The following is a 20,577-nucleotide window of genomic DNA, read 5'->3' as shown; positions in this document are numbered from 1 at the left end:
CAAGCGCTAGCGATAGCGTCGGGTCCATCTTTGCAAGCCCCTTCTGAGGTCTCGACTGCCTTCGCACGGTTTGCTGAAGTCGATTCGCATCTGTGTATAAGGGATGGGACTCGCGGTAATGCTTCCAGTACTCTGGATGGTGCTCTTGCCATCGCTTCTGGCTCTGCTTTTGGGCGAACTGATAGTCAACGTCTTCCCGACGCTTTCGCGCCTGCCATAAGCGCTTTCTCTCCCGCTGGCACTGCTGACGAGAGCAGTAGCTTTGATTGGGAACGCGGGCGTCCGCTTTGAACGGCTCCGCACAGGCGAGGCAGCGCTTGATGCTCATATCTGACTCCGAGGGAGATGTAGCCACCCGCCTGTTCGTGAGCGGGCCCACCGTCGGCTGACCTTACTCCTCAACTCGGCGCACGCATGGTCCACCAGGATCAAGATGGATGCAGAGTCGGGCGATCAGTTCGTTGGTGGCGGAGTGAGGCGGAGTCAGCGGCGTCGTGAACGCGTGCCATCGGTATGAGCGCGGTCCTAGGTGGCTTGTCCAGATCACAGTGCCGGTACCGTAGCTGATACCGTCGATGGAGGTGAAAACGCGCGCTCAGATACCGTCATGTAGGCTGGCCATGGCTACCGACGTGACGGAGAGTTGGTAGGTTCGCACCGCCTCCAAAAGTACCGGCCTCCTGAGTTGGAAGCGTGGCTTCGCAAGCGGGCAGTGTTAACGGTATCGCTGACGGTATCGCTCGCAACGATCCAGTAGAGTTCTACAGCCGCCCTGGGGCATGCGCCTATGAGTTGACAATCGAGTGGGGTCAGTTCTCGATGTCGCTTGACACCCGATGGTGGAGATCATCGCAAGGGATGCGGTCGCTGCCATGATGCGGCGCATCGGCGGGGCCTTCAACGTGCAGCACGTGATCTTGGTGGGCGGCGGCGCGTTCTTGTTCCGCAAAGCTGTCAAACAGGCCTTCCGCACGCACCAGATCCTCGAAGTGAAAGAGCCGATGTTCGCGAATGTGCGCGGGTATCAGATCGCCGGAATGAACTACGCACAGAGCGTTTTGGGCTCCGCGTCCCGGCCGCGCGCCGCCGCGTTCGAAGGAGAGCGCTCGTGAGCGACGATCGGTCGAACTCGGCCGGGTCGGTACGGCTGCTGTTTGAGCTCTCGCGCGACGACAACCCACGTCTTTACGACGACTTGGTCCGTTTCAACAAGGGCACCAAGCGTGTGAACCGGCTGCGATTTCTCGCGCACGAGGGACTTATGGCGCAGCACCGGACGGTGGCGCAAGAGGGTGTCGCGGCAGCGGTCGCGCTACACGGGGCGGCGGATTTGAGGGTCAGCGGATCAGTCGCTCGACAGACCAATCTGGCGTTTGATACGCCGTCTTCGATCGAGGGGAAGTAGACGGAACAGTCCTCTCGCAAGCGGTCTGAAGCAAAAAGAAAAGGCGCTGGACAAGCCAGCGCCTTGAAGCTGCCACCGCGTCAGGGAGGATTTCGGCGGTAATCTCAGGGCAGCGGCGCGAGTCTAACTGCCCCGCCTTCTCCAAAGGTACGGGGATTTACACGGCTGGTTGGGCAGGCGGGCTATCGGACCTAAGTCACTACTGCAAACGGCCGCGCTCACCGTAAAAGAAGATCACCCTTGCGTCTCGATCAGTTCTAATCGAATTTTCCGTCGCACTCCTGACGGATCAATGGCAACAGGAGCCGCTTGCCCACTTAGGAGTCGCCCCCTTGTAGATCACTGCATTGCCATCATTCTGCATGAGGAGACGGGAATTGATATCGCCAGAAGACCTGCTTGACCAGTATGGGTGGCCGGATAAGTCATAAATTACCAGATTCCCATCACCTTGCATTATCAGCTTACCGGGGACTCTTCCGACAGTGCCGCTTGACCACAGAGGCTGATTGAGGAAATAAAGGACCAGATTTCCATCTGATTGCAACCACAACTGGAAGCGCCCATCACACGAGTCCAAATGCTGGTTTACTGTTAGAAATGAATTTGCAAGAAGTATTCCGCAGGTGGCGGCGGGTGGGGGGTCGGATGAAGGTGCAGGACCAGGCCGGGCAGGAATGGAACTCGAATTTGCGGCTCGACCTGAAAATACGCGATTTATTTCGTAGGCCAATCGGAGATAATAGTCGCTTGGTAAACTTTTTCCGTCTGCATCCAATGTAAGCCAATAACCTTGATCTGGCGCTAAGGCTCGCTGACTCGCCACTTTAAAAATTGCAGTCGACTCATTAACCTCATCGAACATCGCAATTTTCACTGCCACAGCTCCAGCCGCACGCGCATTGAAAGCTTGACGCCATAAGAATTCGCCAGCATTGCGGGGGATTTGGTTCTGCGGAGCATTCTTCATCAAGTTGTGCCACGAGAATCCAGGGAAAATGACCGGCAAATAGGACTGTCCGTTTGATTTTGTCTTGACCATGTCAGCTTGTATCACCTGACTTTTCCAATTGTCCGCTTCAGCCAAATTTCCAAACGAACCCACGGTCCACGGTTGAACGACATCCAGCATCTCATAAACCGCCGGCCACCCTGGGTCATCCGAGCTAGATCGTCCACCAGTATGCCAGCCGCCCGGCACTCCACCCATGACTGTCACCTGAGCTTGGTTTTTGAACCAGTCGATAATTTTACGCCCTAATGCTGGCTTGCTTACATGATTGGAATCGCCAAAACCGAGGCCCCAAACGGAAACTACTGGCTTTCCCTTGTGTCTTAAATATGCGCTGCTTGACGTCAATTTTATCTCGTTGACCAGATAAATCCAATCCTCCTTGAGTTTTGAAAGAACTTCATCTTCGCTGGCACTACGATAATCAAGGCTTAAGTCGTACTCAACTGCAAAAACGCGCCCGTTTTTCTCAGCAGCTGCCTTCAAATTTTGAAGCACAACGTCCTTCTCGCTGCGCAGCCATGGAATATCACTGACGAACCGCTGCAGCAATGCACCATCTATTCCATAGCTCCGCATCCACTGGAAATGAGTTTCCGCGGTTTCCTTCGGATAGGACGAGAATAAATTGGCCTGTCGCCCTTGCACTGTCATCCCTGGGACAGCACACAATGATGCCTTGCTCATTCCGCTAAGCTCTGGATACGCATCAATCGCCAAGGTGGATGCGGAAGGTTGGCCGTTTGACCAGTGCGACCAGTTATTTCCAGGGCTTCCATCGCCGGGGCAGCGAAACCAGCCTTGATAACCTACGATAACTTTGCCGTCGAGGGTGGAAGCATCGACGGTCTGTGCTTGCGCCGGCATCAGCAGGATGGCGATGGAAGTCACCAAGGCGCTAATAATCCGTGAGGCTATAGGTGTGTTTGGTTGCAACGGCATAAGAGATGGTTTTGACTTCCCTCTCGCAAATTTTTGCCCTCGGCTCCAGTTAGTGCAAGCTTTTATGAAAAATATAGCGCACATTTGAATTTCGGCTGCAAGGCGACGCAATTGTTTCCTGTGAGAGGGCAAAGTTTGATGAGTTAATTGGAGGGGGTGAGGTTTGTCGCTAAAACCCTTATCCAGATTTAAAAGAGACGGAGATATCTAAGGTCCTTCGCGGTTTTGTGGTGCGCGCAGTGGGTGCCAAGCTAAAAGTTTCGAGCTTCCTCAAGCTTTGGATTGAACTGAGCGTTTCGGAAGTCTGGGAATCGCACCGCTGGCTTTGGCCCGGCGTATTTATCGCTTCATTTGGTATTGCCCATACCCTGGCACGGGCCATGTCAGCACTGACCAAGCCAAAGCTTCGACACCACACTCATCGAAGCGATGCCGCTTGAGTGAGTTTGCGTGATGTACAACTTGGCTATGGCGGCCAAGCGGCACTGACCCAATCGCTCCAAGTTTTCAGCCGCGCCGGCTCGATGCCGGTGCCCAATTCCTTCGTCTTGATCAGCCCGTAGCGCACGATCTGGTCGGTCCGAGCGCCGAAGGGCAGCTGCACCGATCCCTTGCCGTCGCTCGGCAGCGGATTGATGGCGCGGTCCAGGCAGAAGCGGAAACCGGTCGTCTCTTCCGGCTCGCCGGCGATCAGGGCGTTCGGGTCGCAACGCCGCCAGGCCGATACCGGCTGGGTCGCATAGAGCTGGTTGAACATCTGGATGCCGCCGTTCAGCGCCATCTTGTAGAGCCCGGGCTGCAGGCTGTCGTACAGCCGGTAGCGCGATTGCGGCGAGGTCGAGTTGTAGGCCTCGCCGCCGTCCACGTAGAGCGTGGGCACGACGTGGAACAGCGCCTTCGCCCGTCCGTTGTTGCCCTGGTCCCGTTCCGGGATGTTGGGCGCGGCGGGATCCGGCTTGCTGATCGGATATCCGTTGTTCACGTACTGCGCGAGCTTGATCCGCGCCTGCAGCGTGCGCACGAGGTTGGCCTTCAAGGCCTCGTGCTGGGCGCCGTTCTTCAGCCCGATCTCGTCGGTGAGCATCGCGTCCCAGGTCACGATGTACGGCCAGTCCATCGGGAAGTTGCTCCACGCCTGCTGCGCGCCGGAGTTCAGCGTCATCTGCAGCTGGTACCACTGGTTGGTGTGATACAGCGACGCGACGATGTTGTTGGCCTCCCAGGCCATCACGCGGTTGCGGTCGACGCCGTTGGGCAGGCGCTCGTTCACATGCATGAAGTGCGGGGCCAGCTCGAACACGCCGAAGGTGTTGAAGGGCCAGCCGCGCACCTCGCCGGCGCCGACCCAGGCGCCACTCTTCTGCTTGTCGGCCGCGCGGATGAACCACTTCTGGTTGCCCTCCAGCCCGAAGGTGTGGGCGAGTTCCCACTGCTGCAGCGCGCCCCAGTTGGTCAGCGAGATCTTGGCCCGCTCGGTGAAGGCCGGGACCGTGAAGGCTCCGGCGTCGGCGCGGGCCATCGTGGTGGTGTTGGCCTTGGACTTCAGGTAGCGACCGCCGACGATGGCGCCGGTGGCCTGGTTCGGATCGTCCGCATTGCCAAGGAATGAATTCGGCGAGAAGCCCATGCCCAGGAAGATCGCCTGGATCTCGTCGCGCTGCGCGTCGGTGAGGTGACTCCAGTCGCCGTACTTGCCGTTGGGATTCAGATGCGATTGCAGCCAGGTCCGTGCCCGCGTGTGGATCGCCAGCGTGTCCTGCTTGCCGTTCGCGAAGGTGCCGCCTTTCAGGAAGGAGCCGCCGGCTGCGGCGGCGTTCTCCTCGGGCCACACGTCCATCGGGTGGATCGTCGGCAGCCATGCGTTCCAGTCGGGGAACTGCAGCGGGATCTGGATCTCGCGGACGTTCATCGTCTTGGTCACGTCCATCACGCTGTCGATGTCCGCCTGCGTCAGCGCGAGCGGCTGATCCAGCGGCTTGCCGAACAGCGCCTTGGTCGCCTGCGTCGCGTTGTCGAGCACCGCGGCGATGCCGGCGCCGGCCGCCCATTCGACGGTGGGTTTCGCGTCCAGGCCCGGCCCGGGCTGGTAAGGCGGATTCCAAGGCGTGGCCTGGGCCACGTGCGGCACGTCGCGCTGGCTGTAGCGGATGTAAGCGGCGATCTGCTTGCCCTGCGCGTCGCTCAGGCCGTGGAAACGCGCGCGCTGGACGATCGAGTTGTTGGAGTAGTTGAAGTACTGCAGGTCGCGCCCGTCGACCGCATGGCAGGAGGCGCAGGCGGCCTTGAGGTTGCGGTTGACGATGCTGGACTTCTTCAGCAGGCCCAGGCCGTGCCACAGCGCGTCGCCGGCGGTGACGTCGGCGGTGAGCGTCTTGCCGGCGGCCTTCTCGGCGCCGATGTCGGCGCGCTGCACGGTGTCGGTCGCGAGGCTGCGGCCCTGGGCGTCCTGCAATTGCAGCTCGACGATGCGGTAGCCGTTGGATTCGCCGTCGGTGCCGTTGAAGCGGAACTGCACGCGGTTCACGCCGGCGACGAGGCGCGCCTTCGCCGTGGTGTCGAGCACCAGGCTCATGCGCGTGGTGTAGAGGCCGCCGCGCGTGAGGCCGCCCTGGACGCGCTCGGGATCGGCGAGCTTCATCGTGGCGTCGGTGATGTCGACCCACGGGACGCTGGCGGCCTGGGCGGTCGAGGCGCCGCCCAGCACGCGCACGCTCGCCTTGACCAACGTCGTGGGCTGGGTGGTGGCCTCGAACTCCGGCGCGCCGAAGAAGCCGCAGCGATGGCAGACGAACCACAGCTGATTCACCTTCGCGAGATCACCCGTGGAGATCGTCAGGCCGGCCTCGGCCACCACCGGCGCCGACGGCGACCCGTCGCCCAGCACTTCCAGCGGAAGCTGCAACACAGAGGCTGTCGGCGGAGGCGGTGCGGGGGAGCCGGCGCCGGTGCGGGTGCGGGTGCGGGCGACGGCGCGGGTGTAGGAGAAGGTGCCGGTGCAGGAGCCGGAGGAGTGGGAGAGGGGGCGGGCGCTGGTGGCGGCATCGGTGACGGTGCGGGCGCCGGTGTCGGTGTCGGTGTCGGGCCTTGCGCATCCGTGGCCAGCAACTGGAAGCGCTGGTTGTCGTTGTTGCCGCAATCCCATTGCTGGAGGCGGCCGCCGACGGCGACGCTGAATTCCTTCACGTCCAGGCACTTGCCGGAGTGCTTGGCGGCGATGTTGAAGGCATCACCCTTGGCCGTGACGGCGAAGCGCTGGTTCGCGCCGCCGACGTAGCCCCACTGATGGATCAGCGCGCCGTTCGCCGTGGAGATCTCGCTGACATCGAGCGCCTTGCCGCTGTTGACGTTGAGGAAGGCGTAGCTGCCGTCGGCCGCGGCGCGGACTTCGAAGCGCTGGCTCGATGCGTTGCTGCAGGCCGCTTGAAGCGTCAGCGCGCCGTCCGTGGCGGCAGCGCCTTCGATGTCCACGCACAGGTTCGATTGGACGCCGCGCACGCGGTACTGCCCCACGGGCAGCAGACCGCGCGGGGCCACGTCACGGGGATACAGGAAGAACTGGTGCACCGCCTCCGCGGTCAGGCAACTGGCCTGCTGGATCTGCACGCCGTTGGCGGCGGACCGGCCGGGCAGGGTGAGGCACTTGCCGCTGGACACGTTGACGACGCGGACCCGATTGCCGTTGGCGCGCCACAAGCGGAAGCGTTGCGCGTCGCCGTCGTTGCTGCCGGCTTGCTGGATCGCCGCGCCGTCGGCGCGCGAGGCCCCGGCCAGCTCCAACACCTTCGAGGTGCCGGCATTGACCAGCTTGTAGAAACCGTTGCCTTGGACGCTGAGGTCGAACGCCTGGTTCAGGCCGTCACCGCAGGCGTTCTGCTGGACGCGCCCGCCGTCCGCCGCACTGGGCACGGCCTCGACGCACTTGCCGGTCAGCGCGTTCATGAGGACGTAGCGGCCCGCGGCCACCACCGGGGACGGATCGGCGGCCAGCGCCTGGGCGCTCGCGCGATCGGAGGATGCCGTGCCGGTCGTGTCCGCGGAGGCGGCCATCGAGTCCGGCGAGTCGGCGCCGCCGCAGGCGCTCAACAACAGGCTGACGGCCAATGCGATCGTGCTCGGTGCGGCGTGGAGCTTTCCGAAGTCCGGGCGGGAAGAAGGGGGCATGCGCGTCTCTCGTTGTGAGTCGACGGTCATTCTTCCCGCGCATTGAAAGCGATTCCAATGGAGAGTCGCAAGAACTGCAATCAGCAGTAAGCGTCGATAGGCAACTACCTCTTCCGGGTGTGTGTGGCCGCACTCTGTCGGGGACTGCGTGCCTGCCGCAATGCACAAGGTGGCATCGGGGGCAACTTCTTTCAGGGCTTGCAACACGAGACGTTGCGTTGATTCGCATTCGATCCCGGCCCGCCGTTCCCTTCCAATCTTGAGCCCCTCTTTGCTTGCTTTGAGCTTTGGGGGCTAAGGAGACTCTGCAAAACCCCGCACTGATCTGCCTTGCAAGAGCGTGATGGTTCGGGGAGCATGCTGCTCATGAAGCGGCTCGGACTTGGATTCAATCTCTCCACGAAGAAGACGCGCAAGCGCGAGTTTCTCGAGGAAATGGAGCATGTGGTGCCCTGGGGCGTCCTGGTGCAGGTTGTCGACCCGTACTACCCGAAGGCCAAGACCGGGCGTCCGCCGTTCCCTGTAGAGACGATGCTGCGCATCCATTACCTGCAGCAGTGGTTCGGCCTGTCGGACCCGGCGATGGAAGAAGCGTTGCACGACGTGCCGCTCTACCGCGAGTTTGCGCGGCTTGAAGGCGCAACGGACCGACTTCCCGATGAGACGACGATCCTGCGCTTCCGCCACCTCTTGGAGAAGCACAACTTGGCCGTGGACATGCTGCGAGTGGTCAACGATCTGCTGGGATACAAGGGATTGATGCTGCGCTCGGGGACCGCTATAGATGCCACGCTGATCGCGGCGCCGAGTTCCACCAAGAACATCGAAGGCGAGCGCTATCCGGAGATGAAGCAGTCCAAGAAGGGCAACAACTACTACTTCGGGATGAAGGCGCACATAGGCGTGGACGCGGCCTCGGGGCTGGTGCACACCGTCGTCACGACGTCGGGCAACGTCAGCGATATCAACATGGCCGGAGCGCTGCTCCACGGCGATGAAGAGGCCGCGTTTGGCGGCGCGGGCTACCAAGGGGTTCACAAGCGCCCCGAAGCCGCAGGGCCGACGTGGCACGTCGCGATGCGCCCGGGCAAACGGCGCCTGCTCAATCCGTTCATCGAGCCTGATTTCGTGGCTGAGCGAGCGGAGAAGATGAAGGCCAGCATCCGGGCCAAGGTCGAGCATCCGTTCCGGGTGTTGAAGCGGCAGTTCGGCTTCACCAAAGTCCGGTACCGCGGACTGTTCAAGAACACCAGCCAGATCGTCACGTTGTTCGCGCTGTCCAATCTGTGGATGGCTCGCAAACAGCTGATGGAGATGCGGGGATGAGTCCGCCGGAAGTGGCCGAAACGGCTGCTTCAGGCGCTGAAAACAGCGCCCGAACAGCTCGAAAGAGCACGCTCAAGAACTGACCCCGATGCTGAGCGGCGAGTGCGTCGCGAAAGCGGACTCCTCATGCGTCGCAGATCGCGTTTTGCAGACCTTCCTTAAGCGAACTGGTCGAGGTGTGCGGCGCGCGGTTGTCGATCCGGTTGGACAACAGGCCCGAAGCCGTTGCCCGGGCGTTATGCGACTTTGTTTCGCATAAAGGCATCGAACTACGTCACTTTCACCCTGGTCAGTCAAGCCAGAACACCTATGTCGAGCGTTTCAACAAGAGCTATCGCACCGAGGTCCCGACCGGTCCAACTTCGATTCGCTGGCCGAGGTGAGGGCGGGACTGTTGACTGGCTTTATGGTTATAGAACCATCGACCCGACGAATCGCTGGGTCGAGTACAGCCGGCCGAGTAACGCGTGAACGTTTCCCTGACCTCATTTTTGACTGATGGTGTAATTCATAAAGGCTTCCGCGGCAATCCTCAACGTGCTTTCCTCAGTGATCTGGATTAGCGGATCAATCCTCGGTATCGGCCGCTGGATTTCGGGCGTCATCGCGTATCGTTAAGACCGTCATCGTCGCGGTCTAGAAATACCCTCGCATGTTCCAAGAACAGACCTGGATATTGGAACTGCGAACCGTGCCCCGCATCTGGATAGACAATCAACTGAGCCTTCGGAATGGCTTGCGCCAGCATGTACGAATTAATGGTGGGCACCATGATGTCGTCGCTTCCGTTGACGATAAGCGTTGCAGGCTTGAACTGCTTGAGGCGTTGAATCCAATCTGCATGAGATCCGCGTTGCCCCCAGGCATGGATCGCTTTCCCCTGGGCGGCTGCTACCGCTCCACTGTTCATGGCGCCATCGGGCTCACCAGTCCGTTGCTTCAAGCGCGCCATGAAGCGATGTGCTGCCGCTTGGCCCGCAGAAGAGGGCGAAAAGAACAAAAATGGGCGAGCGTTGCCATAGTCGCCTGCCTTAATGGCTTCCGCCAGGGCATTGACCACTGCTGGCGAGGACTCCTGCATGTCCTGCCCTCCACGCGGGCCAGTCCCGGCAAGGATCACTCTGCGCACTCGACTGGGGAAGCGAAGGCCAAGGTCTTGCGCAACGAAACCGCCGAGAGAAAAGCCGAACACATCCACCGTCTTCATGCCCAGCGCATCGAGAAGGCCGATGGCATCATCAGTCATCCCTTCGACGCTGTCAGATGGTGTCCCGGTACTAGATCCAACGCCGCGACCGCTCATCAAGATGACAGTCCTATCCTGCGCCAATCCGTCGACGATGAGCGGGTCCCAGCCGTCCATGGTTCCGGTGAAGTGCTGCAGGAGGAGAATTGGTGTTCGGGAACCGTTGCCGATCCGACGATATGCAATCTGCGCAGTTCCTACAGTCGCATACTCGTTGGGCGCTGTCGAGAAGTCCGAAGAAATCTGCGGTGGGCCGGCGGCATCGGCCGCTCCCGCTGACATTAGTCCGCTTGCTAACGTTGCTGCAATCAGAGCAGCTGAAAGTTTTGCTCGGAGAAGAGTCCGAAGCGAAGTAGATTGATTGGATTTGTTCATGACCTATTCTTTACCAAGTTGACTTAACTTAACTTAAATTTTGCCTCGCTTGAGCACCTCGTCCATCGACGATTTAATTTCACAGCGCGCCAGCTCGGTGGCCAGATACCTACGAGGTCTATCAAAAAGACCCCCGCAAACTACCTGCGGCAATTTCATATTGGGGTAAGCTACAAACTGGCTCGCATTCATCGCGTCGCGTCTACGAACCTAGCGATTGCCTAGCGATTAATGCGGATGTCCGAGATTTCAATAAGCACCCCGGTAGAGGATTGAAACATTGAGTTCTGCGCCTCCTTGGCAATAATTCGTCGCAGCATTGGGAACTTCAGCCCATCAATAGATATGTAATCAAAGCAGTAATGGGCGCCACTCCCGATTGCTTGGAAGTCAAATCGGCGAAGTAATGACTGCTCGTCAAAGTAAAAGAACTGCTCCTTGCTATGAACTGGAATCCTGTCCGGGAAGATGACGCGAAGAGCTCGCCAGGGTTTGTCCCCATACTCTGCCAAGGGCTTTATTTCCTCCACTACAAAGTCCGGCTCTGCAAGGACAAACGGCACGTTCAAGTACTCCCACATCGCGTAGCTGACAAACGCCAGTCGGTCCAACTGGTCCCATGGGTCAGCTAGCTGCTGCGAGTGGATGCGATGGTGAAAGTCTTCACGCCTTTCCAGGATGGTGCCGTCCAGCGAGCGAATGGAAACCAGCTTGCTCGTGTAGTGCCCGCGGCGACCTTGCGAAGGGTAGGGGGCGGTAACAACCTCAGGCTTGTGGGTATCGATGTTCATGACCACTGAAGGAAACCCATCTGGATGACCTTTGAATGGAAACAGCCCACCCTTAAACGATACGGTGACATCAAGACTTTTCACGCTGCGCCAGTTCTCAAGCCCTCCATGGGCCTCGATCGCGCTTTTCAACAGATCATTCATTTCGTTGCTCCTGCTGAGGTTTTGGGGGGATGCGCTGACTCGGGGTGCTACCGCACCGACCATCGCGCTGGTGCTGAGGGCCAATAGGGCTTCTCGACGGTTCAATCGATTCATTGGTATGGCGTTTCCGTGTCAATAGAGTGATCTGCTGGCCTGGCGTTCGCGAAGTGCATGTCGGTGCCTCTTGTCGTGGTCGTAAGTACATAGCGCGAGCGCTCGATGGCCTGCGTTCAGACCCACAAGAGCTCTTCAGAAGTGGTGCCACCTCACAGCTGGTGGCAGACCTCTGCCAATGGCTCGTGGCTGCGGATGGCGGGAGCGCCACTTTGCTGCTCATTTAATTCACGACAGACATCACGCATCCAAGCTTTAAGATTGCGAACGCAATTAATAATAGATCTCTCGTGCGTGCGCCAGCAAGTGTCGAGCAAACGCCGTGCGATCCGAGGGGTCTTTTCTCACAAGGCTTTGCAGCCCGTTGCATCTGGCGGCATCCACGCTGGCGGTGGCCGCGGCCATGAGGACGGGGGGCGAGGTCAGTAGCAGTAACGTGCGCGTGAGGCCGGCGCCATGCACTGCGACGGCGGTGCCCAATTGGTGGGCGGCGAACACTCATCCGACCACGAGGCCGCCCTTTGGCGGCCGCCGACAAAGTCTGCGGCGACGTCACGCTGCTGATCAAAAATGCAGGCATTGCCGAGGTAGTGAGGCTTCCTGGCCCTGAGCTCGATCGACTCGGCATGCCATCCCGTGGAGAACAATGGCTTCGGTCCGCTGCGCCTTACCCAGGCCTTTGAACCGACCGATTCTTTCTTGCCCACGGCGGCGGTGCCGTCCTGAACGTGCGGTCGGTGGTGAGTGGGATCAGCGGATCGGTACTGGGCAGCTACAGCATGGGCAAGTCAGCGGCGTGGGCTCTCACCACCGGCACCCGCATTGAGATGGCTGCCCATAACACGCTGTTGCTGGGGCTGCACGTTGGATTCATTGACACTGACCTCGCCGCGGATTTGAAGCGCCCAAGTCGTCGCCTGACTCTGTCGTGAAGACCCCTACGGCCTCCTGGAGTCGGGTGAGAGCGAAGTGTTGACCGAGAGATGACTGACTAGGTGTGAAGCTTCAATAGGTTGTGTCGGGTGTTCACCGGGCTGAATTTGAGAGACTGGAGATCGCCAAACCCCCAGTCACTCAGGAGAGCAGTCGGATGAACACCCACAAGCATGTCCGACGCACCTTCACGCGTCGACTACAGATGGTCCAGCAGCTCATCCTCGAAGGCTTCTTCTTCGCCCAAGCCGCAGCCGAGCACGGAGTGATCCCGGCGACGGTCCGCAAGTGGCTGGCTCGCTATCTCGCCGGCGGTGAGTCCGCGTTGGAGGATGCGTCCTCAAGGCCAGCCAAGTCGCCGCGTTCTATCTCTCCGGCCAAGGCCTTGTTGATCGTGGAGCTGCGGCGTCGGCACCTGCTGCAAGCACGCGCCGCCCGAGCTGTGGGCGTGTCCGAGTCGACCGTCAGCCGTGTGCTGGCAAGCGCCGGGCTCTCCAAGCTCAGCGACCTCAAGCCGGTCGAGCCGGTGCAACGCTACTAGCACGAGGCGCCAGGAGATCTGCTGCACATCGACACGAAGAAGCTCGGGTGCATCGTCAGGCCCAGTCATCGCGTCACCGGCGACCGCCGTGACCGCGTTGAGGGTGCTGGATGGGAGACCTTGTTCGTTGCCGTCGACGACCACGCGCGCATCGCCTTCACGGAGATGCAGCCCGATGAAAAGACACCGCAGGCCGTGCAGTTCCTGCGCAATGCCACGGCGTACTACGCGTCGTTGGGCGTGCGGCTCAAGCGGCTCCTGACCGACAACGGCGCAGCCTTCAGATCGCGCGACTTCGCGGTCGCCTGCAAGGATCTGGGCATTCAGCATCGCTTCACGCGGGTCTATCGACCGCAGACCAACGGCAAGGCTGAGCGCTTCATCCAGTCGGCGTTGCGGGAGTGGGCCTACGGCTGGACCTACCAGAACTCCAGGCATCGGACCGCCGCCTTGGCCAGCTGGATGCACCACTTCAACTGGCATCGCCCGCACAGCGGCATCGGTGACGTCGCGCCAATAACCAGGCTCAACGCTTCAGGAGATAACGTCTTGACGCTTCACAACTAGGTCCATGCTGGCCTGACTGCGCAGCCCCCGATCCAACTCAGTGCCGGGCAAGGCTGAGCCGTCTCGCCGCCAGCATCGCAGGGCGTTGGCGGCGATAGGCGCTACTTTGCATGGCTCCCATGACCGACCAATCGCTGCCGGTGCGCCGCCACATTCGCTTTGTTGCCGCAGGTTTGGAATGAGTGCCAGCGCCGGGTCTTGGCCTTTGTGTTGTCGTAAAACAGGGCTCCGCAGGCGTGGTTGGCGCAGACCTTGATGCGATCCCACTGCCCAGCGCGGCTTACGACCGCAAGGTCGAGTAACGCCAACGACGCCAGCCCCTCCTTCACCGGTACGGGCGTAGCCACTCCGTCGATCCCGAACAAGTAGACCCATGGCAGTTCTCCCGCAATCTCATTGATCTCGGCTATCTCCGAACCCGCGTCGCCATGGACCTGGCGGATCAACACCGTTCTGAAACGCAAGGCCTGCGCCAGCGGCTTCCCCTGAGGGAACTGCACACCGGGATAGCCAAGCGCCGCGCAGTCGGCCGCGCCCGGCACGCGCAACAGGTCGATAGGGCTGAATCCGACGCCATGCGAATTCAGGAACAGCACGAGCCGCTCGGCGGCTACCGCAGGGGAAAGATCGAATAGCGCCATGGCGATGCCTCGTGGGGACAGAAGACGGTGGACGGAAGTGTCAAAGATTTCGCTTGCATGATTGTATCGTAATTGGCATAGTGGCTTTAGCCCATTACATTGATGGGCAGCGTTTTTCGACCGCAACCTAGGAACCAAGATGTCTCTTCTGTCTGCCCTGCAATGGCGCTACGCCACCAAGAAGTTCGATTCCACCAAGCGCCTTTCACCGCACAGCGTGGACGAGTTGATGCAAGCCGTGAACCTTGCGCCGTCTTCCTTCGGACTGCAGCCGTTCCATGTCTTCAATGTGACGGATGCCGGCCTGCGCGAGCAGATTGGCGGTGCCACGATGAACCCGGGACAAGTCAACTCCGCTTCGCACCTCCTGGTGTGGGCCGCGTCCACCCGCGTGGGGCCAGAGATGGTCAGTGAGTTTGCCGATCGTGCTGCCGCCATTCGCCGGGTGCCGCGAGAGTCTTTGGCTGGCCGCGAGACCTTGATCAACAGCCAACTCGGTAAGCTGGATGAAATCGGTCGTCTGGCATGGGCTCAGCGACAGCTGTATCTGGCCATGGGCGTGCTGGTGGCGGCGGCCGCCGAGGCTGGCATTGATGCATGTCCGATGGAGGGGTTTGACTCCGCCAGCGTCGATCGCATCCTCGGCCTCGAAGCCAAGGGCTTGCGCGCGACCACCTTCACGCTGCTGGGCCATCGTGCCAGCGACGATCCCTTTGGCCCCCGTGGCCAAGGTGCGCAAGTCCCTGGGTGAACTGGTCACGACCGTCTGAGGGCGCAACATGCTCACGGATACGCGCATCGTGGTGACTGGCGCCGGCGGCGCTTTGGGCCGGCTGGTGTGCCAAGCCCTGCTGTCGGCCGGCCACAAGGGCGTCGTCGCCGGCTCCAGGATGCCCGCAAAGCTGGGCCACCTGGCTGCCGCCGGCGCAATACCTGTGCTAGCTGACTTTGACCAGCCCTTCACACTGGAGGCCGCATTTGCCGGCGCCAGCCAGGCGCTCATCATCTCTACCGACGCGCTGACGGTGCCGGGCCATCGTCTTGTCCAACATGCGGCCGCTCTGGCGGCGGCGCTGCGGCAGCAGGTAGGCCATCTGGTCTACACGTCCATGCCGGACCCCGCGCGCAGCGTGGCGATTCCATTTGCTGCAGACCATGCGGCCATGGAGGAAGGGCTGCGCCATAGCGGCCGCCCCTGGACGAGCTTGCGCAACAGCTGGTACCAGGAGAATCTGCTGGCCTATCTGCCGCAGATCGTGCGGGACGGCACCTGGTTCACCGCTGCCGGTGCCGGCCGGATCGCCTTTGTTGCCCGAGAAGACGCCGCTGCGGCGGCCGCCGCTGTACTGGCGACCCACCAGGACCGAGGCGTGATGGACGTTGCAGGCCCCCAAGCCTTGACGATCGACGACATTGCCGCCGTGGTGGCGCACATCCTTGGCCGCAGCCTCCGCGTAGTGCACACCACGCCGGACGTCGTGCAGCGCGAGATGCTTCGACAGGGCGTGGACCCGGTCATCGTCGGCATGGTGTCGATGACCGAGGCCAACCAACGCGCGGGCCACTTCGACGTCAGCGGCGTTGAGTTGAACACATTGCTAGGCCGAGCGCCCCGCCCCCTGGAATCCTTTGTGAAAGCCCACCAGCGCGATCTGCTGGCCCCGGGCGTCTGACCCCCCCAAGTGACTGGAATTCTCATGACTGAAGCCAAACGACATCCCTTCCTCGATGACCTTGCCGAGGACGTGATCCTCACATCATCCATCTTGCGCGGTTCCGTGAAGGGCCGACGCGACGTGCTGAAAGTCGTCAAAGCTGGCGCGGCCCAATACGCCCAGCAGACCCCTATCGTGTTGGGGGACGTCGGTGACCGCAGTTATTTCGAATATGCGGTCACCTTGAAAGACGGCACGTCGGGCACGGGCCTGGTGTCAATCCGCCGGGACGGCAGGCGGCAGGTGACCAGCCTGGAGATCTGCTTCAGCCCTTTGCAAGTGGTCTTGTCCATGGCCCAGGGTACGCGTGACCTTCTGGCTGACGAGTTCGATGTCGGCCTGTTTGTCTGAAGGTGCCACCATGCGTGCGATTCGTTTGGTGGCCTACGGCGACGCGATAGACGGGGTGGAGGTGCATGACCTGCCCGAACCGCCTCCACCGGGACCGGGCGAGGTGCTGATCCAGATGTGCTACGCACCCGTCAACGTCAGTGATCTGATGGTTGTGTGGGGCGTCTACAGCTGGAAGCCGCAGCCACCCGAAGTACTGGGGAACGAAGGCGCCGGCGAGGTTTTGGCGGTGGGGGAGGGCGTTACCGGGCTTGTGCCCGGCATGCCCGTGGCGGTGCCTTTCATGGCGCGCTCCTGGCGGGAACGTCTGGTTGTGCCCGCCAGCCTGGCGGTGGCCCTGCCCGCCGATGCCGACCTGCAGCAATCCTCCATGGCCACGATCAATGCGGTTACCGCCTCGATGTTGCTCGATGACTATGTAGACCTGCAGCCCGGTGATGCCGTGGTGTTCAACGCAGGCACGTCGGGACTGGCGCAGTGGCTGGTGGGTTTGGCTCGGGGCCGTGGCTTGCGTGCCATCGCGCTGGTACGGAAAGAGGCCGATATCGCCCGCGTGCAGGCGATTGGCTGCGAGGTGGTTCTGGTGGACGAGGACGGCGTGGCGAGCGCACCGGCCCTGCGCGGCTTGAACGTGCGGCTGGCGCTCGACGGGGTTGGCGGTGCCTCGGCACGGCGTTTGGCAGAACTGTTAGCCGTCGGTGGCAGCCTGGTGGCCTATGCAGCAGCCAGCCATGAGCCGATGGAGGTGTCCGCCCAGCACCTCATCTTCAAACGCATCAACGTGCACGGGTTCTTCGAAGGTCACCCGGAGAACGCCTCGCGGGTGCCTGGCGTGCTCAACCGGCTCAAGGAGTTCCTGCGTCCGAATGGCATCCGCCAGCCCGTTGCTGCGGTGTATCCAATGGCTCAAGTGAAGGAAGCGGTGGCCCACGCCCTCAAGGGTGGCAAAGTCTTGCTGTCGTTTGGAGGCGACCGGCAGTGATCCGCGACGCCCGTGTGCAACACTGAGCACGCGAACCCGCGCTAGCGATGCGCCCACGAGCTCCTCCCGATGTGCAGGCGCTCGCTTGAAGGCCTCGCCAAAACGGCCTTGTGTGTCGAGTTGCAGCGAGAAGTTCTCGCCACACAGGCCGAAGCACTGCCCCCGCATGTGAACCTCGGCAAACCGCTGTTGAAGCTCGCGGGTTCAGTGCCAAAAGGCGGGGATCTTGGCGCGTACTTCAGCCTCGAGGAAGAATCGACGCAGGAGTTGGCGACGCTCGTGCTGTACCTATGCGAGGAGTTGATCGAGTACCTCGTCGCGTTGCTGGAGCGCATCGACGATTTGAATGTCAAGCTTGAATCGCTGGCGAAGTCGGGGAGGGCGGGCGTGTACTGAAATGGACCGCGACAACGCCATGAGCAGGCATGCTCTGATATCCCGGTAAGACATGCCGGGCAAAACCGAAAGCTGGCGCCGCCTTGAGCCGACTTAAGCAGGTAGGCGAATCTCCTTGAGTCGATGCTCATCAATGACAACACCACGCGCCTGGCCGGTATGAGGATCCGCAGCCATTCGTTCTCGGCCTTGGCGTCGCTGCGAACGAGCCGCCGCACGGCGGCGAGGTCGAGATCGCTGCCTCCATCGATACCCAGTGCCTTGCGGAAGGATCCGACTTTCTCGTCCTACGAGCACGCTGCCCGCGTCAGCCATGAATTGGGTTCCTCCTTTAGTACTGGACGAGGCAGCGAGGCCAAGCGCTTGAGGATTTCGATTTCCATGTCTAACCCTCAAACAACACGAGTTGCCCCTGTTGCAGATGGTGAAGCCGGACCCTTGACGACTTGCTCTCACGCATGAGCGGCCGCATAGCGGCTGCGAACGATCGGCCGGTGGCGTTGGGCGACAGCCGCGCGAGTCGAGCGGCGGTCTCAAGCCTGACCCGCAACACCGGGCTATCAAGCGGATAGCTGTTGCGGAGGCTCACGTTCCCAGGACAAGCCCTGCCGGATCGAATCGCTCAATCAGGCGCCCCATCAGTCTGCAAAGTTGCGCGATGTCGTCATCGCTAGTTCTCCACGACGACACGCTGATTCGAAAGGCGGCTTGCCCTTCCCATGTCGTGCTGCCGAACCAAACTGTCCCGGAGTCCTGTGCAGCCTTGACCACAGCACGTGTTTTCTGATCTGTCTCACATCGAGCAAGGACCTGGTTCAGCACCACTCGGTTCAGTACCGTGTATCCGGCGGCCTTCAGGCTTTCCGCAATGAGGGCCGCCTGCGCGATGTGGCGCGATACCAGATCGTCGACGCCACTGCGCCCCAGCGATCGCAGTGCCGCCCAAACTGGAATCCCACGAGGACGCCGGGAGAAGTCAAGGGTGAGATTCTTCTGAGCGCTGGCCGTTCCCGCGGCGTAGGCAGCGTCGCTGTTCATTGCAGCAGCCAAGGACTGCGGATCGCGACAAATGGCCATGGCGCAGTCGTACGGCGTATTCAGCCATTTGTGGCCGTCGACGACCCAGCTGTCAGCGTCCTCAACGCCCTCGGTCAAAGACTTATGGCCACGCGTCGCACGGGCCCAGAGTCCGAAGGCGCCGTCAATATGCACCCAGGCGCTGGCCTTCCGTCCTTGCGCCACAAGCTCGGAGAACGAGTCGAATTCACCGGTATTCACCTCTCCTGCCTGAAGACAAAGGATGGTCAGGGCATCGAGTGGCGGCACTCTGTCGACGATGATTCGACCAAACTGGTCCGTCGGAACCGAGGTAATGTCATCAGTTCCCAGGCCAAGGATGCGTAGCGCCTTCAACACTGTAATGTGCGTTTTGTCTGAAACGACGGCCTTGATCCGTGGCGCCCCGTTAGTCCCGGCCCGATCGACATCCCATCCCGCTCGAACCAAGAGCGATCGCCGTGCGGCGGCCAAGCAAATCAAGGCACTTGAGGAGGCCGATGTCCCAAAGCCGATCGCACTCCCGCGGGGCAAATCGAGTATTTCCAACAGCCAGCGGGAAGCGATCTCCTCAACGGCGGCGCTGACAGGAGAGGTCACCGCCAAAGGTGCACCTTGGTCCCACGCAAGCATCAAGCGCTCCACCGCTGCGGCCACTGGAAGCGCCGCGCCTACGACGAACCCGAAGTAACGAGGTCCGTTGCTCGCCACCGTCGCTGGCGAGCCCACCTCATCGAGAATTCGAAGTGTTTCATGAGGATCGCAACCGATTTCCGGCAGATGCTCATCGAACTTCGCTAGCGCATCGATGGCCGCTGCATCGGGCACAACGCGTCTCGTGTCGATTCCAGCGATATAGCTGACGGCGCGGGCGTCCGCCGACATTTGCAGAGTGAGTTCTTGAATGGTATTCATATACGAGTTAGGTCTACTCTGCTCTGCTCGATACCGACTCGGAAGTTCGCGCGGCTGATGGATTCGATGCCGCAACTTCGACCAGTGAACAGAACAGTTTTGTGTTGAAAGATGGTGTGATTGGTTTGCTTGTAGGCACGAGCGCCTCAATGCTTGCAACCCGTGCCGTGTATGTAGGAACTTGCTTCTCGTAAAGTTGCGCCCCAGTCTTCACGACGCGTGCCACGCCGTCTCGGCCAAGCACAGGCTTCGGGTGATGAGTGTCACGTCCGCTGCAAGATCGTCGAGGAAGGGGTGGCGCCGAGGCGCAGTCGTCTTGTCGATGTCCGTCACGAAGAGATCCTTTGCTTCGAAAGAAGATTGAAGTCGGGGCGGCGTCAGCGCGCCGTCGACGCGAATCATGAAGGATCTCTTGACAAAGTGCAATTGCACATATATTGTTGTGCCGCATGAGCAAAGATCTCGGTTTAGATCAGTGTCACTGCTCCGCGTTTCGACGCGGAGCGAGGCACATCGCCCGGTTGTATGACCGCCATCTTGCCCCACAGCAGATCAAGTCGTCGCAATTCACTTTGCTTACCGCCGTTAGCTACAACCCAGGCGTTCAAATCAGCGACCTGGCTGAGATCATGGTGATGGAGCGCACGACCCTGGTCCGCGCGCTTAAGCCGCTCATTGAGGCTGGTTGGATTGAAAGCAAGAAGGCCAGCACGGGTCGTGCGCTCTCGTTCGATCTGACCAAGGAGGGTCGGAAGAAGGCGGCTGACTGCTTTCCACTTTGGAAGGCGGCGCAGGTCGAATTCGAGTCCACGCTGGGCGACAAGCGCGCGGCTTCCATCCGAGACAACAACCTCGTTGTCTGCGCTGCGGCACGGGCTGCAACTTAAAACGACAACTAGCGAACGTAACGCTGTCTGGTTTGGCGAGGCTCACGCCTCTTGGACCCCGGACCAGAATATTTTCT

General features: G+C 60.9%; 18 protein-coding genes and 2 pseudogenes. 12 read left to right on the top strand and 8 right to left on the bottom strand.

The window, feature by feature from the left end:
• Positions 1–836 precede the first annotated feature (836 nt).
• Together ACQ86G_RS29265 and ACQ86G_RS29260 are read left to right on the top strand one after the other, a co-directional pair.
• On the top strand, positions 837–1,112 hold the full coding sequence (locus tag ACQ86G_RS29265; protein ID WP_431258536.1) for a hypothetical protein: 276 nt from the start codon (positions 837–839) through the stop codon (positions 1,110–1,112).
• Positions 1,109–1,405: a hypothetical protein gene (locus ACQ86G_RS29260; protein ID WP_431258535.1), complete on the top strand. Its 297-nt coding sequence runs from the start codon at positions 1,109–1,111 to the stop codon at positions 1,403–1,405. Before ACQ86G_RS29265 ends, ACQ86G_RS29260 begins: the two co-directional genes overlap by 4 nt.
• A 289-nt stretch (positions 1,406–1,694) precedes the next feature.
• Here ACQ86G_RS29260 and ACQ86G_RS29255 read toward each other — a convergent pair whose 3' ends face one another.
• The 3 genes from ACQ86G_RS29255 to ACQ86G_RS29245 form a co-directional block, all read right to left on the bottom strand.
• Positions 1,695–3,311, bottom strand: a complete 1,617-nt coding sequence (locus ACQ86G_RS29255) for a hypothetical protein (protein ID WP_431258534.1) — start codon at positions 3,309–3,311, stop codon at positions 1,695–1,697.
• 514 nt (positions 3,312–3,825) lie between these two features.
• A complete protein-coding gene (locus tag ACQ86G_RS29250; RefSeq protein WP_431258533.1) occupies positions 3,826–6,264 on the bottom strand; it encodes a hypothetical protein in 2,439 nt (812 codons plus the stop codon).
• Complete coding sequence (locus ACQ86G_RS29245) at positions 6,192–7,520, bottom strand: RICIN domain-containing protein (protein ID WP_431258532.1); 1,329 nt, start codon at positions 7,518–7,520, stop codon at positions 6,192–6,194. Before ACQ86G_RS29245 ends, ACQ86G_RS29250 begins: the two co-directional genes overlap by 73 nt.
• 366 nt (positions 7,521–7,886) lie before the next feature.
• Here ACQ86G_RS29245 and ACQ86G_RS29240 point away from each other — a divergent pair, with 366 nt between their 5' ends.
• Together ACQ86G_RS29240 and ACQ86G_RS29235 are read left to right on the top strand one after the other, a co-directional pair.
• Entirely contained in the window at positions 7,887–8,846 is a 960-nt protein-coding gene (locus ACQ86G_RS29240) for an IS5 family transposase (protein ID WP_431261527.1), read from the top strand.
• Positions 8,847–9,022: 176 nt separating this feature from the next.
• Positions 9,023–9,229 (top strand): integrase core domain-containing protein, encoded by a 207-nt coding sequence (locus ACQ86G_RS29235; protein WP_431258531.1) that lies wholly within the window; start codon positions 9,023–9,025, stop codon positions 9,227–9,229.
• 218 nt (positions 9,230–9,447) lie between these two features.
• Here the strand turns inward: ACQ86G_RS29235 and ACQ86G_RS29230 are convergent, their stop codons facing one another.
• Positions 9,448–10,467: an alpha/beta fold hydrolase gene (locus tag ACQ86G_RS29230; protein WP_431258530.1), complete on the bottom strand. Its 1,020-nt coding sequence runs from the start codon at positions 10,465–10,467 to the stop codon at positions 9,448–9,450.
• A gap of 221 nt (positions 10,468–10,688) precedes the next feature.
• A complete protein-coding gene (locus ACQ86G_RS29225; protein WP_431258529.1) occupies positions 10,689–11,402 on the bottom strand; it encodes a hypothetical protein in 714 nt (237 codons plus the stop codon).
• Between the two features lie 821 nt (positions 11,403–12,223).
• Here ACQ86G_RS29225 and ACQ86G_RS29220 point away from each other — a divergent pair.
• Positions 12,224–12,448, top strand: a pseudogene (locus tag ACQ86G_RS29220) (SDR family NAD(P)-dependent oxidoreductase); the annotation flags it as partial.
• A gap of 158 nt (positions 12,449–12,606) precedes the next feature.
• Positions 12,607–13,557, top strand: a pseudogene (locus ACQ86G_RS29215) (IS481 family transposase).
• Between the two features lie 101 nt (positions 13,558–13,658).
• On the opposite strand, the gene ACQ86G_RS29210 reads toward ACQ86G_RS29215, so the two are convergent.
• Positions 13,659–14,198 (bottom strand): CGNR zinc finger domain-containing protein, encoded by a 540-nt coding sequence (locus ACQ86G_RS29210; RefSeq protein WP_431258528.1) that lies wholly within the window; start codon positions 14,196–14,198, stop codon positions 13,659–13,661.
• A gap of 139 nt (positions 14,199–14,337) precedes the next feature.
• Here ACQ86G_RS29210 and ACQ86G_RS29205 point away from each other — a divergent pair, with 139 nt between their 5' ends.
• From ACQ86G_RS29205 to ACQ86G_RS29185, 5 genes are all read left to right on the top strand, one after another.
• The gene (locus ACQ86G_RS29205) at positions 14,338–14,949 is read left to right on the top strand and encodes a nitroreductase family protein (RefSeq protein WP_431258527.1); all 612 of its coding nucleotides are present in this window, start codon (positions 14,338–14,340) and stop codon (positions 14,947–14,949) included.
• 28 nt (positions 14,950–14,977) lie between these two features.
• Entirely contained in the window at positions 14,978–15,871 is an 894-nt protein-coding gene (locus ACQ86G_RS29200; protein WP_431258526.1) for an NAD(P)H-binding protein, read from the top strand.
• 24 nt (positions 15,872–15,895) lie between these two features.
• Positions 15,896–16,264, top strand: a complete 369-nt coding sequence (locus tag ACQ86G_RS29195) for a hypothetical protein (protein ID WP_431258525.1) — start codon at positions 15,896–15,898, stop codon at positions 16,262–16,264.
• Complete coding sequence (locus ACQ86G_RS29190; RefSeq protein ID WP_431258524.1) at positions 16,221–17,246, top strand: MDR family NADPH-dependent oxidoreductase; 1,026 nt, start codon at positions 16,221–16,223, stop codon at positions 17,244–17,246. Before ACQ86G_RS29195 ends, ACQ86G_RS29190 begins: the two co-directional genes overlap by 44 nt.
• Before the next feature lie 69 nt (positions 17,247–17,315).
• Positions 17,316–17,642, top strand: a complete 327-nt coding sequence (locus tag ACQ86G_RS29185) for a hypothetical protein (RefSeq protein ID WP_431258523.1) — start codon at positions 17,316–17,318, stop codon at positions 17,640–17,642.
• Between the two features lie 585 nt (positions 17,643–18,227).
• On the opposite strand, the gene ACQ86G_RS29180 is transcribed toward ACQ86G_RS29185, so the two are convergent.
• Both ACQ86G_RS29180 and ACQ86G_RS29175 read right to left on the bottom strand, forming a co-directional pair.
• Positions 18,228–19,604 carry a pyridoxal phosphate-dependent decarboxylase family protein gene (locus tag ACQ86G_RS29180; RefSeq protein WP_431261526.1) on the bottom strand — a complete coding sequence of 459 codons (1,377 nt, stop codon included), beginning with the start codon at positions 19,602–19,604 and terminating at the stop codon, positions 18,228–18,230.
• A gap of 219 nt (positions 19,605–19,823) precedes the next feature.
• Positions 19,824–20,015, bottom strand: coding sequence for a hypothetical protein (locus ACQ86G_RS29175; protein WP_431258522.1), 192 nt, complete (start codon positions 20,013–20,015; stop codon positions 19,824–19,826).
• 47 nt (positions 20,016–20,062) lie between these two features.
• Between ACQ86G_RS29175 and ACQ86G_RS29170 the strand changes: the two genes are divergently transcribed.
• The gene (locus ACQ86G_RS29170) at positions 20,063–20,500 is read left to right on the top strand and encodes a MarR family winged helix-turn-helix transcriptional regulator (RefSeq protein ID WP_431258521.1); all 438 of its coding nucleotides are present in this window, start codon (positions 20,063–20,065) and stop codon (positions 20,498–20,500) included.
• Positions 20,501–20,577: the final 77 nt, after the last annotated feature.

Origin of the sequence: Roseateles chitinivorans (genome assembly GCF_050632145.1) — a bacterium.
Lineage (GTDB): Bacteria > Pseudomonadota > Gammaproteobacteria > Burkholderiales > Burkholderiaceae_C > Roseateles > Roseateles chitinivorans_B.
Note: the sequence above shows the minus strand (reverse complement) of the source record. Positions and strands in the feature narration are given on the sequence as shown.